16 protein-coding genes and 1 tRNA gene are annotated in these 16897 nt (G+C 68.6%); 9 read left to right on the top strand and 8 right to left on the bottom strand.

The window, feature by feature from the left end:
- The first annotated feature begins 80 nt into the window (after positions 1–80).
- The 5 genes from FHS97_RS17160 to FHS97_RS17140 all read left to right on the top strand — a co-directional run bounded on the left by FHS97_RS17160 (position 81) and on the right by FHS97_RS17140 (position 3614).
- Positions 81–542: a hypothetical protein gene (locus FHS97_RS17160; RefSeq protein WP_184041073.1), complete on the top strand. Its 462-nt coding sequence runs from the start codon at positions 81–83 to the stop codon at positions 540–542.
- A complete protein-coding gene (locus FHS97_RS17155; RefSeq protein WP_184041070.1) occupies positions 508–645 on the top strand; it encodes a hypothetical protein in 138 nt (45 codons plus the stop codon). Before FHS97_RS17160 ends, FHS97_RS17155 begins: the two co-directional genes overlap by 35 nt.
- Positions 646–673: 28 nt before the next feature.
- Entirely contained in the window at positions 674–2128 is a 1455-nt protein-coding gene (locus FHS97_RS17150) for an SGNH/GDSL hydrolase family protein (RefSeq protein ID WP_184041067.1), read from the top strand.
- Between the two features lie 63 nt (positions 2129–2191).
- A complete protein-coding gene (locus FHS97_RS17145; RefSeq protein WP_184041065.1) occupies positions 2192–2482 on the top strand; it encodes a hypothetical protein in 291 nt (96 codons plus the stop codon).
- 334 nt (positions 2483–2816) lie between these two features.
- Entirely contained in the window at positions 2817–3614 is a 798-nt protein-coding gene (locus tag FHS97_RS17140; protein ID WP_184041062.1) for a DNA adenine methylase, read from the top strand.
- A gap of 151 nt (positions 3615–3765) precedes the next feature.
- Here FHS97_RS17140 and FHS97_RS17135 read toward each other — a convergent pair whose 3' ends face one another.
- Positions 3766–4377 (bottom strand): PEPxxWA-CTERM sorting domain-containing protein, encoded by a 612-nt coding sequence (locus FHS97_RS17135; protein ID WP_184041059.1) that lies wholly within the window; start codon positions 4375–4377, stop codon positions 3766–3768.
- A 317-nt stretch (positions 4378–4694) separates the two neighbouring features.
- Positions 4695–5252, bottom strand: coding sequence for an SOS response-associated peptidase family protein (locus FHS97_RS17130; RefSeq protein WP_184041056.1), 558 nt, complete (start codon positions 5250–5252; stop codon positions 4695–4697).
- Between FHS97_RS17130 and FHS97_RS17125 the strand changes: the two genes are divergently transcribed.
- Positions 5251–6447, top strand: a complete 1197-nt coding sequence (locus FHS97_RS17125; protein WP_184041053.1) for a tyrosine-type recombinase/integrase — start codon at positions 5251–5253, stop codon at positions 6445–6447. The two genes, FHS97_RS17130 and FHS97_RS17125, sit on opposite strands and share 2 nt — an antisense overlap.
- Positions 6448–6636: 189 nt before the next feature.
- On the opposite strand, the gene FHS97_RS17120 is transcribed toward FHS97_RS17125, so the two are convergent.
- From FHS97_RS17120 to FHS97_RS17095, 6 genes are all read right to left on the bottom strand, one after another.
- Positions 6637–7389, bottom strand: a complete 753-nt coding sequence (locus tag FHS97_RS17120) for a hypothetical protein (protein ID WP_184041050.1) — start codon at positions 7387–7389, stop codon at positions 6637–6639.
- Between the two features lie 326 nt (positions 7390–7715).
- Positions 7716–7791 (bottom strand) — tRNA-Thr (locus FHS97_RS17115).
- A 25-nt stretch (positions 7792–7816) separates the two neighbouring features.
- Entirely contained in the window at positions 7817–8683 is an 867-nt protein-coding gene (locus FHS97_RS17110; RefSeq protein ID WP_184041047.1) for a hypothetical protein, read from the bottom strand.
- Positions 8667–9002 carry a hypothetical protein gene (locus FHS97_RS17105; protein ID WP_184041044.1) on the bottom strand — a complete coding sequence of 112 codons (336 nt, stop codon included), beginning with the start codon at positions 9000–9002 and terminating at the stop codon, positions 8667–8669. Before FHS97_RS17105 ends, FHS97_RS17110 begins: the two co-directional genes overlap by 17 nt.
- The gene (locus tag FHS97_RS17100; protein WP_184041041.1) at positions 8999–10375 is read right to left on the bottom strand and encodes a serine hydrolase domain-containing protein; all 1377 of its coding nucleotides are present in this window, start codon (positions 10373–10375) and stop codon (positions 8999–9001) included. Before FHS97_RS17100 ends, FHS97_RS17105 begins: the two co-directional genes overlap by 4 nt.
- A 72-nt stretch (positions 10376–10447) precedes the next feature.
- Complete coding sequence (locus tag FHS97_RS17095; RefSeq protein ID WP_184041038.1) at positions 10448–13753, bottom strand: trifunctional glycoside hydrolase family 18/polysaccharide deacetylase/glycosyltransferase family 2 protein; 3306 nt, start codon at positions 13751–13753, stop codon at positions 10448–10450.
- A 225-nt stretch (positions 13754–13978) separates the two neighbouring features.
- On the opposite strand from FHS97_RS17095, the gene FHS97_RS17090 reads away from it, so the two are divergent.
- The 3 genes from FHS97_RS17090 to FHS97_RS17080 are packed head-to-tail and all read left to right on the top strand — an operon-like array spanning position 13979 to position 16445.
- Positions 13979–14431, top strand: a complete 453-nt coding sequence (locus FHS97_RS17090) for a PDZ domain-containing protein (protein ID WP_184041035.1) — start codon at positions 13979–13981, stop codon at positions 14429–14431.
- Positions 14400–15086 (top strand): winged helix-turn-helix domain-containing protein, encoded by a 687-nt coding sequence (locus tag FHS97_RS17085; RefSeq protein WP_184041018.1) that lies wholly within the window; start codon positions 14400–14402, stop codon positions 15084–15086. The genes FHS97_RS17090 and FHS97_RS17085 overlap by 32 nt, the downstream gene beginning before the upstream one ends.
- Positions 15087–15101: 15 nt before the next feature.
- Positions 15102–16445, top strand: a complete 1344-nt coding sequence (locus FHS97_RS17080) for a sensor histidine kinase (protein WP_184041015.1) — start codon at positions 15102–15104, stop codon at positions 16443–16445.
- Positions 16446–16897: the final 452 nt, after the last annotated feature.

Genomic DNA, 16897 nt, shown 5'->3' with positions numbered 1-16897 from the left:
CGCCGGCGCGCGGCCGAGGCGGCGCTCTACCGCGAGGATTATGCCGCGCTGAAGGCGCTGACCTACGGCGAGGTGGCCGCATGAGCTGGGCGACGGCTCTCGCGGCGGCGCGCCGGCACTGGCCGCTCGCGATCGCCACGCTGTCCGCGGTCGTGTTCGCCGGGCTGCTGCTCGTCACCCAGGCCGAACGCGACGCGGCGCGTCAGGCGCTCGCCACCGAGCAGGCCGGGCGCAGGGCCGACCACGACCGCGCCGAGCGCCAGCGCGCCGAGCAGGAGCGGGGCTTCGCGGAGCAGCTCGCCGGCGCCACCGCGACCTTCGCCGACCGGCTCGCCGCGCGCGCGCCGGTCATCCTCCGCTCCACCAACACCGTGAGGGACTATGCCCAGACCGACGCCGGCCGCGCTCGCTGCCTTGGCGCTGACCGCGTGCGCGGGCTCGACGACTACCTTGCCGCCCTCGCCAGTGAGGATCCCGCCTCCGCCGGCCGCGGCGCTGACGCCGTGCGTGCCGACCCCGATCCCGCGCCAGCCGGACGGTAGCGCCAGCGCCGCCGACACCGAGGCCGCGCTGCGCGACGCCTGGGCGGCGATCGTCCGCTGCGACGACAGCCGGCGGCTGCTGCTCGACGCCTGGCCGCGCTGAACAACATCCCTTCAGTCTGGAGATCAAGATGACCAGATTATTCCGCTGGGCGGGCACGTTGCTGCTCGCCCTTTGCCTCATCGGCTCGCCCGCCGTCGCGCAGATCGATCCGGCGGTCAGCAACCTGCCCGCAGCATCGGCGCCGAGCGGCGGCGAGAGTGTGCGCATCATCCAGAATGGATCGACGAAAGCGGCGACGGTCATTCAGATCGCGGCGACGGTCAACAATGCGCTGGTCCAGAACGGCTTTGCCTATTTGGGCGATAGCCGATTGGCGAGCCAGTATAACGACACCTCGACGAAGCGGAACGCGAACGCCGCCAGCTTCATCAACGTCGCGCAGGCACAGTCGGGCAACCGCTTCCGCACGCTCTACAACGGCGCGATCGCGGGCGCGGCAAGCGGCGCGTATCTGACCCAGGCAACGATCGGCGCGGCGCTCGCGTCGCAGGCCAAATACGTCGTCATTTTCGGCGCGGTGAACGATTTCGGGCAGGGCCAGACGGCGCTCGGCGCCTTCGCCAACATCAAGGCCGCGTGCGAACAGGTCATCACGGTTGGTCGCACCTGCGTGCTGTTCACCGAGCCCGGCTCGGTCAGCTACAACGCGGCGCAGATCGCGGCGCGAAACGACTTCAACGCCATGGTGTCGCAATATGCGGCGGCGCGCGGCGGCGTGCTCCTCTACGATTATGCCGCGTCGCTGGTCGACGGATCGAACGCCAGCGCCACCTCGATCGCGTTCAAGACGGGCGAATCCTACGACGGCACGCACCTGAGCAAGGTCGGGGCGGTCGACGAGGGCAGCAACTTTGCCGCCTTCGTCTCCGCGCTGTTACCGGCGCGTCCGCAGGCGTCGATCGATCCGCTGACCGCGAGTGGCTTTGGCACCGCCGAGCAGCTCGTCAATCCGTTCTTCATCGCAACCACCGGCGGCACGGCGAATGGCGCGAGCGTGTCGAAGGGCACGGTCCCGGCCGGCTGGCAGGCGACGCGCGTCGGTGGTGCCTCGGCGGCGATCACCTCCGCCGCGGCACCGGACGGTTATGGCACCGACATCGTCGCCACCATGACGTTCGGCGCGGCAAACGATAGCTGGCGATTGCTCCAGTACGTCACCGCCCCGGCGAACGTCGCGCTGGGCGACCGCGTCGAGGCTCGCGTCACCATCAACGTCGAGGCCGGGTCGAGCAACCTGCGCGGTTGCTATCTCAGCCTTGGTGCGTGGACGGACGGCATGAACACTTCGACCGTCTACTTTTCGATGCAGCCGCTTCCCGTCGGCGCCGACGCGGCGACGAACGCATCGACCGGCGCGTTCACCTGGGATCTGCGCACCGAGCCGCTGACCATCCCGGCGACCGGCTCGACCGGCATCGTCGACCGCCTCGACTTTCAGGTGATCTGCGCCGCCAACGGAGCAGGATCGGCCGTGATGCACATTCGTCGCGCGTCACTGCGCAAGCTGTTGCCGCTGCCCTGACGGGCGATTGCCCGACCGATCCAACATTTTCCACGATCGGCGCATGTTGACCGATTCGCCCGTATGAGTGCCAACTGGCGCCCCGAGACACTGATGGAGCTGACCAGCCGCGGCAACGTGGCGCTGAAGTGTCGCTGCGGGCATCGTGGCGTCCTCGACGGGCCACAGCTGACCAAATATTTCTTCGTCCATCATTGGAATGGCAGGCTGCACATGGTCGGCGATCACCTGCGCTGCTCGCGCTGCGGTGCGCGCCAACCGCGCATCCGGCTGACCGGAGAGGTACCGACCAGCACCTTCGGCCCGGCCGACGAGCGCGGCTGGAACGAGCTGCGGCGCAAGCTGCGCGGCTAGGCAGTGTGCGAGAGCGGTGGCATATGGAGCCTCGCTGATCCGATCGTAGCCGTGAGGATCGGCCCGCGCGCGCGGAAGCCTGAGGTCACCGGTTCGCCGGGTGGCCTGCAGAATAGAAGACCCTTCGGGGGAATACGCAGGGCGTAGCTCCTCGGGCCTGCGCGGCTAACCACCCGGCTCGGGTGGCTGGCCGCGCAGCATCCTTCACCAGTTCCCCGCGGCCACCGGCCGCCGCACCGATCCTGCGCTAACCGGCGCAGGGCACGCCGATCGTCGCGATCGGCACCTCCGCGCGCGTAGCCGGGCGCTCCATCCTGTAAGGAACGAGCATCGCATGTCCGCGAGCATTACGGCCAAGCCGCCAGCCCCCTATCTCGGCGGCAAGCGCAACCTCGCGCGTCGCCTCTGCGCGATGATCGCGGCGACGCCGCACCGCGCCTACATCGAGCCGTGTGTCGGCATGGGCGGCGTCTTCCTGCGCCGGCCGACACCCGCGCCGGTCGAGATCATCAACGACGCCTCGGGCGACGTCGCCAACCTGTTTCGCGTGATCCGGCGGCACTACGAGCCGTTCGTCGACGAGCTACGCTGGCTGATCGCCGGTCGCGCCGAGTTCGACCGCCAGCGCGGGCTCGATCCGCGCCTGCTCACCGACATCGAGCGCGCCGTCCGCTTCCTCTACCTCCAGCGGCTGGCGTTCGGCGGCAAGGTCGCCGGTCGCACCTTCGGCGTGCGGCGCGATCAGGACAGCCGCTTCAACCTCGCGCAGCTGCGCGCCGAGCTGAAGGCGCTACGCGACCGTCTGGCGACGGTCACGATCGAGCAGCTCGACATCGCGGACGTGATCCGGCGCTACGACAGCCCGCGCGCGCTGTTCTTCATCGACCCGCCCTACCATCTCACGGAGGGCTACGGCCTCGACTTCGGCGAGGAGCGCTACACTGCGCTGGCCGACCAGCTGGCGGGGATCGCGGGGCAGTTCATCCTGTCGATCAACGACACGCCATTCATCCGCCGTACGTTCGCGCGCTTCCGCGTCGATGAGGTTGCCACGACCTGGACGGTGGCGTCGGCGGCGGCGCACCGCTCGACGAAGGTGACCGAGCTGATCTTCCGCAGCCCGCCGCGCTGACCGGCTAAGCGCGTAATTGGCGGGGTATCGCCCGGGGTATCGACCCCGGCTCAACCTGCGAAAAGCGACGTGAATTCATGCGACGGCGGTGGATTGAGGCGGAGGCAACCTCCGCCTCAATCAGAACATTACTTCCGGCTGCTTTCGCAGATTAGACGAAACGAAGAACCGTCTTACGCCGCATGGCGTAACCGACCACGCCAAAGCCGAGGATCATCATCATCCACGATGCGGGTTCTGGCACGGCACCGTTGATGACGTTGCCGGTCACACGAAAAGCGACATCCGACGGATTTACGTTGTAGAATTTCTCCGTCTGCCGATTTCCTGACTGCACCAGAGTGCCGCTGGTGTAGGAACTGACATTGAAATTGATCTCGTAATTAAGGTTGTCAGTGTAGAAGAAGTATTGCGATCCACCCGTGAGGACGACGTTCTGCGCAAACGTGTAAAGATTGTTGGCCGCGTTCGCGACACCAATCCGATTGGTGGTCGTCGACGCCAGATTGGCCGGCGTTCCCGTGTAGGCGCTCGAAAATAGATAGAGGTCGCCGTTCGCAAACACCGAACCGTTGCGATAAAGGTTGATTACTACGTTGTTGAACGATCCGGAGCCGAGCACGGAGAACGACTGCCCGTAGTTGAAGTTGCTTCCGGCGGTCGTGAATTGGGTCGTGATGTTCGACGCCAGGTCGGTCGCGAGCGCTGGCGATGCGCCGGCGGCCAGCATGGAGATGGCGATAAGTGACGCGAGCTTCTTCATGATTCCCCCTAATAAGGGCATCCGAAGCCCTCAACCGAACCTTAACCAATTGTGAACTCAAGGTATAAAGTTATTTCTCACAATTGTCTCAGAGCGAGATGTGTGCAGGCAGCCAATTTTTGGCGCCCCTCATCACCCATTGAAAGACAATCCCGCTCGGGAGATGTTTTTCCGCCCGAAAGCACGAGGGCGTAACCCATCGCGCTTAGAGTAACGAAGTGGGAGCGCCCTTTACATATTCCGGCGCACTGACCGTCATCAGCTGAGCCGGGAACGGCGCTACGAGATCGTCAAGATCGCCGGTTAGCCAGCGCTTCTCATCCTCCTCGTGCAGGATCAGCGGCATCGCCTTGGGATGGATCGGTGCCACCACGCTGTTGGGCTCGCAGGTCAGGAAGGCGAACACCGCGCCCCCGGCTGCTGGCCGCCAGCATACCGGCGAACGAGAAGATTGGCCGTGACGGCACGTCGAACCAATACAGCGGAAGGTTGCCCTTCTCGCCCGGCCCGTACTCGCTGAACGAGGTCACCGGCACGAGGCAGCGTTGCGGCGGCTTGGCGAGCGCGTTGCGCCACATCGGGCTGTCGAGATTGCGCACGTTCGTCACCTGCGTCTCGCGCGGCCCCCGCGCGCCGGGCACCGTACGCGGCCACCCCCATGTCATGACGTCGAGGATCCGCGCTCCGTCGTCGTGCCGTACCGTCCACGCCGGTCGCTTCGGGAACAGCTCGGGCGGCGGAACGGTCAGGTCCGGCGGATACTCAGCCGCGACGCCATAGCGCGCCGCCAGTGCCGCCTGAGCTTCCGACATCCGGTAGCGATTGCACATCGCGCGGCCTCCCTGCTTCCAAAATCGACTGGAAAACAGCCTCATGCTCACCAACGCTGTCGTCAAGGCGGCGCGATTCCGCGCGTCTGCGTACAAGCTGACCGACGAGCGCGGCCTGCACCTGTTCGTCACCCCGACGCAACGCAAGACGTTCCGCCTTCGCTTCCTGTGGGAGGGCCGCGAGCAGCTGCTGACGATCGGACCGTGGCCGGAGGTCTCGCTCGACGCCGCGCGCGCCCGCGCCGAGGCAGCGCGCGCGCAGCTCGCCCGCGGTGTCGACCCGCGCACCGCGCCGCAGGTGATTACGTTCGAGCGCGCCGCCCGCCAATGGCACGAGCGACAGCAGGCCGGCTGGACCGAGGTCCACGCGGCCGACGTCCTCGCCAGCCTTGAGGCCGACGTCTTTCCCGCGATCGGCGCCGACGCGCTGGACGCGATCGACGCGCCGGCGGTGCTGCGGATCGTGCGTGCGATCGAGCAGCGCGGCGCGATCCAGACCGCGCGGCGCGTCCGCCAGCGGATCTCCGACGTGTTCGCGCTCGCGGTCAGCGAAGGCTGGGCGAGCAGCGACCCGGCGGCGATCGTCGGCCGCGCGCTGACCCGCGCGCCGGCGGCGCGCCACCACCCGGCGCTGACCACGATCGACGAGGCGCGCGCGCTGCTCGCCGCGGCCGAGCTGGTCGACGCGCGACCGGAGGCGAAGCTCGCCTCGCGGTTCGTCGCGCTGACCGCGGTGCGGCTCGCGGCGGTGCGCGGCGCGCGCTGGGACGAAATCGAGGAGCTGGACGGCGCACCGGTGTGGCGCGTGCCGGCGGCGCGGATGAAGCTGGCCGCGGCGAAGAAGCGCGACGCGGCGAACGACCACTTGGTCCCGCTCGCGCCGGCGGCGGCCGCGGTGCTGCGCGCGGCGCGCGCGCTCGATCGCGACGGCGCCGCCGACGGGCTGATCTTCCCGGGCCGCGACGGACGCACGCCGATCGGCGAGGGCACGATCAACGCGCTTTACGCGCGCACGCCGTTCGCCGGCCGCCACGTCGCTCACGGCTGGCGGGCGACCTTCTCGACGGTGATGAACGAACGGCGGCCGGCCGATCGCACGGTGATCGACCTGGCGCTCGGCCATGTGCTGAAGCACGACGACGGGACGATCGCGAAGGTGGAGGGCGCGTACAACCGCGCGCAGCACCTCGCGCCGCGCCGCCGCGTGTTCGAGGAATGGGCGGCAATCCTGACCAGCTGACCGCGCCGCGTGCGGGACGGTGGCGGGAGCGTGGCACGCTTTATGCTCCATCCCCCCCAGGCAGCCCGGGGCGGCGCAAGCCGCCACGCTCGACCGCCGGGTCTTGGCGGTCGGGTCGATGGGGCGGAGCCTTTCGGCGCGGGGGGATCAGCAAATTGGTGCATGGGATCGCCACAGCGATCCCATTCCTTATCCTTCAGCCCCTGAGAGGGGATACTGACCAGATGGTGGACTCGCGTTCACCCCTCCCGACGCGCGCGCGATCCCGGCCTCCATCCGGTCGAGGAGGTCGCGCAGCTCGGGGCTGGACGGCCGCGTGGCCGCTGTCGGATTGTCCGGTGGCATCGTGCCTGATCGTCGCAGCCGGCGGCGGGCGAGCAGGTCGCGCAGGCGCTGCGCCACTTGCGCGGGCAGCGCCTCCGGAGTGAAGAAATAGGAATTGGACACCTGACGGCGTTGCGGGCCGAACACCCCGTCTTTGCCCGTCCGCTCGGTACGGCGGATCCAGTCGAGGACCTTCATCGCCTTCAGCCGGGCGAGCGCCCGGACGACCGTCGTCTTCGTCACGCCGGCCGCGCGCGCGATCGTCGCCAGCTCGGGGTCGAGCCGGCCGGTTCTGAAATCGACCGCAACCTTTCCGCGCCGGCCGAGCAGCGCCTCGAGCACGCGCAGGCCATGCAGACCGAGTGGTCGCGCGCCGCCCTTGGCGCGCTGCACGTCGTCCCATTCGGAGACGGCCTTCAGCAGAGAGTCGATCCAGCTCAGCGCGCCGGCGGTCGTGCCATCGCCGATCGGCCGTGAGACGCGGGCGCGGCGATCCTCGACGTCGATGCTGTGCCGGCGCACCTTGCGATCGGTGCCGCGCTCGCCCTTGCCGGCGAGATGCGCGGCGAAACCTTTCGTGATCTGGCGTGCCTGACGCCCCATCGAGGCGGCTGTCATGCACAGCTTCCGGTCGAAGGCCGGATCGTAGTGCTATTCAGATGCCCCCGGGTGAGGTGGGCAGGTACATGCGACATCGTGTCGGCTCCCGGGCCGGGAAGTCGATGGGCGCACGAAAGCGCCGGCCGAAACGGGTTCGGTCGTCGCGCGAGCGTGCGTGTTGGTGGCGAGCGGCTATTCAGCGCTCACGGTGGCCCGCGACATCGTCCGGGCACGAACGGAGTCGGAACAGATTGTGCCGTCGGCTGTGTCGGCACAAACCGACACGCTCCGCGCGTTTTGCGCGGCTGGTAGAGGATGAAAGTGGCGGAAAACGACGGAAAATGTGGTGCCGGTTGCAGGAATCGAACCCGCGACCTTCGGTTTACAAAACCGCTGCTCTACCAGCTGAGCTAAACCGGCCCGCCGTCACGCGGCTCTCCATGCGTCAGCGGACGCCGAAGGTCCAGCCCTCCGTCGCGGCGACAGCTTCCGACATGGCTTCCGGGCGCCACAGCCCGGGGTCGCCGACGATGTGGCGCAGCCAGGCCGCGGTCATCAGCGCGTCGGTGGCATGATCGCTGTAAACCGCCAGCGGCGCGTGGGGGGCGCTGCCGAGCGCGGCGAGCGCCGTGTCGAGCGATCCGGCATCGCGGATCTTGCTCAGCCCGCGGCGCAGGCCCGTCGCGCGGGCAACGATGGCGGTGTAGATCTCGACGATCAGTGCGCCCTGCGTCGGTACCGGGTCGAACGGCCAGACCGGCATGCGCCCGTCCAGCCGATGGAGCAGCCGCATTCCCGCGAAGCTCGCCTTGGCGACCTGCGCCGCGCCGATCGCATCATAGACGGTCGATGGCTTGGTCGTGCCGTCGCCCCGCTGCTCGCAGACCCGCCAGTGGAGGAAGTCGCGCTTGGCGCCGTCGGCAGCGCCCAGATAGAAGTGTCGGCCGCGGCGGTTCTCGAGAAAGGTCGCGGCGCCAAGATCGATGTCGGCGCAATGCGCGTCGACATACGCCCATAAGGCCTTGGCATCGGCGGTGTTCGTTTCGCCCGGCAGGTGCGCGCCGCGCGAGACGAACGGCGCTGAGAAGCTGAAGTCGAAGCCGACCAGCATCGGCTGGTCGCGCCGTAGCAGCAACCAGTCGAGCACCGCGGTGCGCGACCAGGCGCTCGCGCCGTCCGGCGGCGCGATCAGCGCCGGTCCCGCGGCCCCAGCCGCGCAACAGGCGACCGCGATTCCTTTGTGGCGCGTGCCTTTTGCCCCGGACCAGTCGATTGCGACGAATTGCGAGAAGCGCTCAGGCGCGGGGGTCATATTCCGCCTGAGCCATGCGCGTCGCGCGATCCGGGTACGCGCGTACCAAGACTGCATGGACGTGCGCCGTGTCGTTATCGCCGCAACCGATCAGCAACTCCGCACTGTTCGCGTGATGCGGGCGCTGCCGCAAGGCGTCTGGGTGGTTGTCGATCGCTGGCAGCTTTTTGTCCGACGCCGCCGCGCCGCGGAACTTCGCTCTCGGACGGAACAGCTTGTCGCGGATTTTCACCGAAGCCGGGCGCCATGACGTCGCGGCCCCGGCATCGGGGTTTGTCAGCGCGAGCGCCGGGGTATCGTTCCGGTCGTCCACCCTCACGGCGCGGCGATCAGCTCGGCGGTGAAGCGCGCCACGTCGAACCGCGCGCTGCCCGGATCCTCGCCGCGCCGAACGACGACGAGCCGGTGCGAGGGAACAACCATCACATATTGCCCGCGATTTCCTTGCGCGGAATAGCTTCCCGCCGGCAGGCCCTGGGCCGCGCCGAACAGCCACAGCGTGGCGCCATAGCCTTCGCTCCGCTCGGGTTGCGGGCCCTTGGCGGTGGTCATGTAGCGCATCCAGCCGGCCGGGAGCAGGCGGCGGCCCTGCCGGACGCCGTCCTGCAGCCAGAACTGCCCCAGCCGGGCGAGATCGCGCGCGGTGGTCCACATGTCGCTGGAGGCGATGAGATCGTCGTGCCAGTCGCTCTGCGCGACGGTGTGCCGCATCCCGAGCGTGGTGAACAGCCGTTGCGGCAGCGCGTGATAGCGGGCGTCGCCCACGGAGGCGCGCAGCGAACGCGCCGCCAGCAGGATGTCGTTGTTGGCGTAGCGGAAGCGTTCGCCGGGACGCAAGGACAGCGGCCAGCCGGGCACCTGCTCGCTGACGGTGGTGCCCCCGAAGTAGATCGCATCGGTGCGGTTGCCGGCGGTGTCGCTGTGCAATCCCGAGGACATCCGCAGCAATTGATCGATCGTGATCCGGGCGCGCGGGTCGACGCCATCGCGGCTCGTCCATTCGCGGATGTTGGCGGGTCGGTTCGGGTCGATACCGCTCATTCCGACCAGCGTGCCGATAATGCTCTTGGCGACCGACCACGTGCGGTTGGCGACGAACGGCCCGAAGCCGTCGCGGTAGCGTTCGGCGACCACGCGGCCGTCGCGTAGCACCACCACGCCGAGCGTGTCGGTGCCGCTGCCGTAAGTGCCTGTAAAAGCGCGCTCCACCACGCGCTCCAGCGCGGCGGACGAGCGCGGTGCGATCCCGGCGTCGCCGAGCGGCCAGGCGCGCGGATCGGGGCCGGCGGGTGGGGCGGGGGCGATGCGATCACCCGGAAGCGGCGGTGCGCCGATCGGCGACAGCGTGCAGCCCCGCCCGGCGCGCCACGTCGCATGGCGAGGCGGAAGCTGGCGGTCGAAGGTGACGCTGACCACCGCGCGACGCCGGTCGACCCTGGCGGCGAGCGTCGGAACGATCGCGTCATATTCGGGATAGATGCCTTTCAGCTCGACCGCCTCGATCTGTCGCTCGCTGCGCCCGGCGTTGAAGATCCCGCCGCACAGGAACGCCGCCTTGTAGCCCGCGGCGACGGCACGGACCCAATTGGCGCGATCGTCGGCGCGCACCGATTGCGGCGATTGCGCAAGTGACGGCGCGGAAAAGAGAATCAGGGCGGGGAGCAGGAGGACGCGGCGCATGGTGACGGTCATCCCATCCCGATTGCCGCTCCGCAATCCACGAACGTGCGTCACCCCGGCATCGGCACCGGGGTGACGTGCGGGTCATTGCGCGGGCGCCGCGACCCGGCCGGTCCGCTCCAGCTTGCCCCAGCCGACCACCATCCCGCGCACCGCCGAGGAGATCGCGCGGATCACGACGCCATACATGATCTGGCGATAGACCAGCCGCTGGGCGACCAGCAGTAGCGCTGGATAGCGTTCCTTGCGCCCATCGAGCCGATAGGCGATCCAGCCGCACAGCACCTCGACCGCGGTAAAGGCCAGCCAGTAGAGCCCCATCTTGCTGACATCGCCGCTGGTCTGGGCCCAGCCGTGCTGATGCACGCGCAACGCGGTGCCCGCGATCGACAGCAGCAGCGTCAGGTCGATCAGCGGCGAGATCGCGGCGAACAGGATCTGGAACAGCCATGCCTGCGGCAGACCGACCAGCGCGAGCCCCGACGGCTTGCGGGTGCGCAGGATCGCGCGATGCTTCCACAGGCATTGCAGCGTCCCGAACGCCCAGCGATAGCGCTGCTTGGCGAGCGCGCGGAACGTCTCGGGCGCTTCGGTCCACGCCACCGCACGCGGATCGTAGGTGACGCGCCAGCCGGCACGCTGGATCGCGATCGTAAGATCCTGATCCTCGGCGAGCGTGTCCTCGGGATAGCCGCCGACCGCATCGAGCGCCGCGCGGCGCCACGCGCCGACCGCGCCCGGAACGACCGTCATCGCGTCGAACCCGGCCAGCGCGCGGCGTTCGAGGTTCTGCGCGGTGATATATTCGATTGCCTGCCAGCGGGTGACAAGGTTCACGCGATTGCCGACCCGCGCGTCACCGGCCACCGCGCCGAGCCGCGGATCGGCGAACCAGCGGACGAGGCGGGCGATCGTCTCGGGCTCGAATTGCGTGTCGGCGTCCAGCGCGATCACCACCTCGCCGGTCGCCTGCAGCAGCGCGCGGTTGAGCGCCGCCGCCTTGCCGCCGTTCCGGAGCGTGAGCAACGTGACGCGCGAATCGTCGGCGAAGGCGGCGGTGACCGCCGCGCTGGTGCCGTCGCGCGACCCGTCGTCGGCGACGATCACCTGCAGGTCGGGATAGTCGCTCGACAGCACGCGCGCGACCGAGCTCGCGATCACCCGTTCCTCGTTATAGGCCGGAATGATGACCGACACGGTCGGGCGATAGACCGGCGGCTCGCCGCGGCGGCGACGGCTCTGGACCCAGGCGAGCGCCGCCATCAGCACCGCACGCGCCATGCCGAGTCCGATCGCGAGATAGGACAGCCAGCCGATCAGCGCGACGATCCCGGCAAGCACGACGAACATCGCCACGTCGGTACGCACCGCGAGCAGGTCGCGGCCTTCGACCTTGGGCATCGCCTGCGCCTGGTCGAGCCCCGCCAGTTGCGAGACGGTGACGAAGCGGTAGCCTTCGCCCTTCAACGTAGCGATGATCCGCGGCAGCGCCGCGACCGTTTCCGAGCGATCCCCGCCGCCGTCGTGCAGCAGGATGATGTTGCCTGAATTGGTGGGCGTGGCGTTGTGGACCTGCTCGAGCACCTGGTCGACGACCGTGTCGGTGCCGGGGCGCGCCCAGTCGTCGGGATCGACGTGCAGCCCGGTAACCGTATAGCCGAGGTTCTGCGCGATCAGCGCCGGCCCGAGCTCGTCGGTGGTGGTCGGCTCCGCGTCCCCGAAATAGGGCGCGCGGAACAGCGTCATCCGTCGCCCGGTATAGGCCTCGACCAGCCGCTGGGTCGTGTTGATCTCGAGTTGCGCCTGGCCGTCCGAGACCGCGGCGAGATTGGGGTGGCTGTAGGTGTGATTGCCGATCTCGCCGCCGTCCGCGATTATGCGGTTGAGCAGCCGCGGTTCCTGCAGCGCATTCTGGCCAATGACGAAGAAGGTGCCGGGAACGCCCGCCTGTTCCAGCTCCTTCAGGATCTTCGGCGTCCATGTCGGGTCCGGCCCGTCGTCGAAGGTGAGCGCGAGGAGCTTGGGGTTTTGGGCGCCGGTCCGCCGGACGACGAACGGGGTCGGCAGCGCGGCATAATGTTCGTCGGTGATGATGCCGTTGCGATCGTGCGTCACCCGTCGCACGCCCGGCGTCGGTGTGGCGGTGATGCGCAGGATCTCGCCACTGCCCTCGACATCGGCGTTCAGCAACGCGCGCGGCGAGGACAGGTCGGGCTTGCCGCCGGTGCGCCATGCCGTCAGATCGGACCAGAAGCCCGGATCCTCGCTGCCCAGCCGCCACAGCGCGACATCGTCGATGCCGAGATGCTTGAGCGCGACGAGCTCGTTCCAACTGGTGGCCGCGTCGAGCATCCAGACCGTGTGGCGCTCGTCGCCGTCGTCATAGGCGAAACCGGCGTTGCCGGCGTTGCGATCGAAGGTGACCGGCGCCTGACTGTCGTGCGCGGCGAGCCACGCATCCTCGATCGACAAGGCGTCGGTCTCGTCGCCGTGCCAGTCATAGCCGTAGCTGCCGAGCGCGACGACCAGCTTGTCGCGGCCGACGGTGCGGATCGCCTTGGCGACCTGATCCACGAACCATGCCTGCCCGGCGATCGGGCCCGGGGTGCCGCCTTCCCAATGCTGGTCATAGGCCATGAAGATCAGCCGGTCCGATACGCGCGCCAGCGCCGGGAGCGGCCAGGCATCGTCCTCCGCAGGGACGGTCACCGCGAGTTGCGCGCCCTTGGGCATCGCCGTGCGCACGAGGCGGAGAAAGCGTTGGTAGTCGCCCATCGCGGTCGCTGGCAGCGTCTCGAAGTCCATGACCAGCCCCGCGCGGTGCGTCACCGCGACATAGCGGCCGAGCTTGCGCGCAAAGTCGCTCGCGGCGCGCGGATCGTGGAGCAACGCCGCGGCGCCGGCGCCGTCCCAGTCGCGATCGCCGAAATTCTGCACCATCGGCAGTACCTTGGGGGCATGCTTCATTGCGGCGATCATCTGATCGAAGGCGGGATCGGGCTGGAGCTGGACCTTGTGCGACGGGCCGAAGACGCTGATCGTCGCCGGCACCACCCAGTCGAGGCTCGCGCTATGCCGGCGCAGCGACGCGATGCTGGCATCGTCGCCCGGGACGTAGAAGCCGATCGAGAGCGGGGAGTGCGGGTCGGCGGCGACGCGGCGGTGCGGCAGCCATCCGGCGATGCCATGACCGAGCGACTTTTCCATCTGCAACGCGGCGGCGCGCGGTTGCGGCAGCGGCAGCGCCAGATCGCGCCCGCGCGGCACGCGGATCAGGGTCAGCGCGAAAATCGCGGAGCTGATGACGATCAGCACCAGCAGCGCGGCCAGCACCCGCTTCGACAGGCGGCTGCGCCGGCCGGTAGGATCGAAGAAAATCGGCTGTGCCATGGCTCAGCGCGCTCCCCGGGTCGCGGTGGCGGCGGTCTTCACGATCACGGTTCAACTCCCGGCGGGCAGAGCGCCCGATCCATGGAAATATAGACGGCGATCAATGGAGATAGCGTGATGACCAGATTACGTTTCGGTCATGCGCGATCATGACCGATCGGTCATGATCGGCTCATCTTGCGTCGAGTCACAAACGGTTAGGCGTAGCGGTTGGAGGTTTCTGCCATGTCAACCATGCCACCCCGGCATCAGCGCGTTCGCGACGGCTTCCCGGCCGGCGCCGACCCCGACGTGCGCGCGATCGGGTTGCTGGCGTTGTTCGTGATCCTCGCGGCGGTGATCGGCGGGTTGTTGTGGTCGCGTTCGCTCGGGCTGCATGCCGCCGGCCTGCGCGGGAGCGAGCGGATCGGCGCGACGCTGGCGCCGCTCGGCAGCGCGGCGGTGGTGGTGGACAGCGTGCGCGCGACCGGCGCGGCGCGGCGCGGCGGGCTGCTGGTCGGCGACGTGATCGAGGCGGTCGACGGCACGCCGGTGCCCGACGTCGACGCCGCCGACCACGCTTTCCTCCGGCAAAGCCTCGACATTCGTGTCCGCCGCGGCAAGAGAGAGCTTGACCTGCATTTGGACGCAGGCCGGGGAGACGGGCGTGGCCAACAAGGTCCTGCTGATCGAGGATGACGACGCCACCGCCGACTTCGTCGCGCGCGGGCTGACCGAGGAAGGATTCGTCGTCGATCGTGCCGCGAACGGGCGCGACGGATTGTTCCATGCGACCGATGGCAGCTACGATTGCATCGTACTCGATCGGATGCTGCCCGGCATCGACGGCATGGGCGTGCTGGCGGCGGTACGTGCGGCTGGGATCGAGACGCCGGTGATCGTCCTGTCCGCGCTCGGTGCGGCGGACGACCGGATCCACGGGCTGACTCACGGCGCAGACGATTATCTGACCAAGCCGTTCGCCTTTGTCGAGTTGCTGGCGCGGATCCGGTTGCTGATGCGGCGCGGCGGCGCGGCCAAGGCGGTCGAGACGGTGCTGCGCTGTGGCGACCTGGAGATGGACCTGCTCGCGCGACGCACCAAACGGGCGGGCAGGGCGATCGACCTGCAGCCACGCGAGTTCCGATTGCTCGAATTCATGCTGCGGCATGTCGATCAGGTCGTGACGCGCACCATGCTGCTGGAGGGCGTCTGGGATTATCATTTCGATCCCGGCACCAACGTCATCGACGTCCACCTCAGCCGGTTGCGCAAGAAGGTCGACGAGGGATTCGACCGGCCGCTGCTGCATACGGTGCGCGGGGCGGGATATCGCCTCGGCCTCGATCCCTGACACGGGCCGATCGCGATGCTGCGCTCCGCTACCTTTCGCTTCGCTGCGCTGGTCTTCCTGTTGCAGCTGGTCAGTGCGGCCGCGCTGATCGTGACGATCGGGATCGCGGTGCGGCGACAGCTGCAGGTCGATGCTCAGCGCACGGTGGCGGTGCTCCGCGACGATCTGCGCGCCAGCTATGCCGCGGGCGGGTCAGCCGGCGTGCGGCGCGAGGTGGCGCTGCGCACCGGGCGAATGGTGACGCCGGGCACGGTGCTGCTGCTGGTCGATCGCGACGGCGCGCGGGTCGGGGGCAATCTCGACGCCTGGCCGCCGAGCGTCGTCCGCGACGGCCATGCCACCGAGGTGACGCTCTACCGCACCGGGCTCAACACCGCCGAGCCGATGCACGTCGAGGCGGTCCGGCTGCCGGGCGGCGAGCGGCTGCTGGTCGGGACGATCGTCGCCGGTGAGCTGCGCGCGATGCGGATGCTCGAGCAGGTGAGCGGGGTGGCGCTGCCCCTGGCGCTGATCTTCGCGGCGCTGGCGGCATGGATCGCGGCACGCACGATCGTCGCGCGGCTGGAGGAGCCGCTCGCGGCGTTGAATGCGGTGGCGGCGGGCGATCTCGCCGCACGGGTGCCTGCGGACGGGTCGCGCGACGCGCTGGCGACGCTCGGCGTGGCGATCAACGGCGCGCTGGAGCGCGTCGAGACGCTGATGGGCGAGTTGCGTATGGCCACCGACGGACTGGCGCATGATCTGAAATCGCCGTTGACGCGGATGCGCGTGGTGCTGGAGCGCGCGTCGGATCAGGTGCGCGACCCGGCGGCGGCCGAGTCACTCGATCGCGCGCTCAGCGAGGCCGACCGGCTGTTCGCGCTGGTGCAGACCGCGCTCAGCATCACCCGCGCCGAGGCGGGGATCGGGCGTGAGCATTTCACCACAGTCGATCTCGCGACTGAGCTGGAGAGCATCGCCGAAATGTACGCGCCGCTCGCCGAGGATCAGTATCGCAGCCTGTCGGTCGCCGCCCACGCAAGGTGCGTTGTCCCGGTGCACCGGGAGTTGCTGGCGCAGGCGCTCGGCAACCTCATCGACAATTCGCTCAAATACGGGGCCGGACCGATCACGCTCGGCTTGCTGGCGAACGACGCGGCGGTCGCGCTGACGGTCGCCGATCGCGGTGCCGGCATCCCGGAGGCGCGGCACGATGATGCATTGCGCCGCTTCGGGCGGTTGGACGAGGCGCGTCAGGGCGGCGGGGCGGGGCTCGGCCTGTCGCTGGCGGCCGCGGTGGCGCGCTTGCACGACGGCACGTTGATGCTCGGTGATGCGGCACCCGGACTGGCGGTGACGATCACGCTCCCGCGGGAGTGAAGGAGCGCGGCCGCGGATACGGCGTTGTCGCACGTCGAAAATGAAGGACGCGTCGCGCGCGATAGCGGCGTCAATGACCGAAGATCAGCGCTAAGAAATTGTTGCGATACCGCGAAAGGGAAACCCGAGCGCAAGAGTGCCTATTGAGGCGCCTACAAAGCCCGGCAGACTGGCTCGTTCCACTTTTTTGGAAAAAATCCGCAAAAAGGGCTTTACGAGCCCGGCGGCCCGCCCTAGATGGATGTCACCGCAGCGGCGGACTGGTTCTTCCGGTTCTGGATCGCGGCGGTGATCGCAAGGATAGGCACTGGCCTCAACTACCGGAAGGTAGGGCTGAGGGTGGTGCCGGTTTTTGCCGCTCTTTGACATTGTAGGTTAGATGAAGGGACATGTGGGCGGCGGCTCTGCGGGTCTTGTGCATTCAAGGTGCACGGGGGTCGATAGAAGCTTAA

The organism is Sphingomonas endophytica (assembly GCF_014199415.1).
GTDB classification, from domain to species: domain Bacteria; phylum Pseudomonadota; class Alphaproteobacteria; order Sphingomonadales; family Sphingomonadaceae; genus Sphingomonas; species Sphingomonas endophytica.
This window is presented reverse-complemented; position numbering and strand designations above follow the sequence as displayed.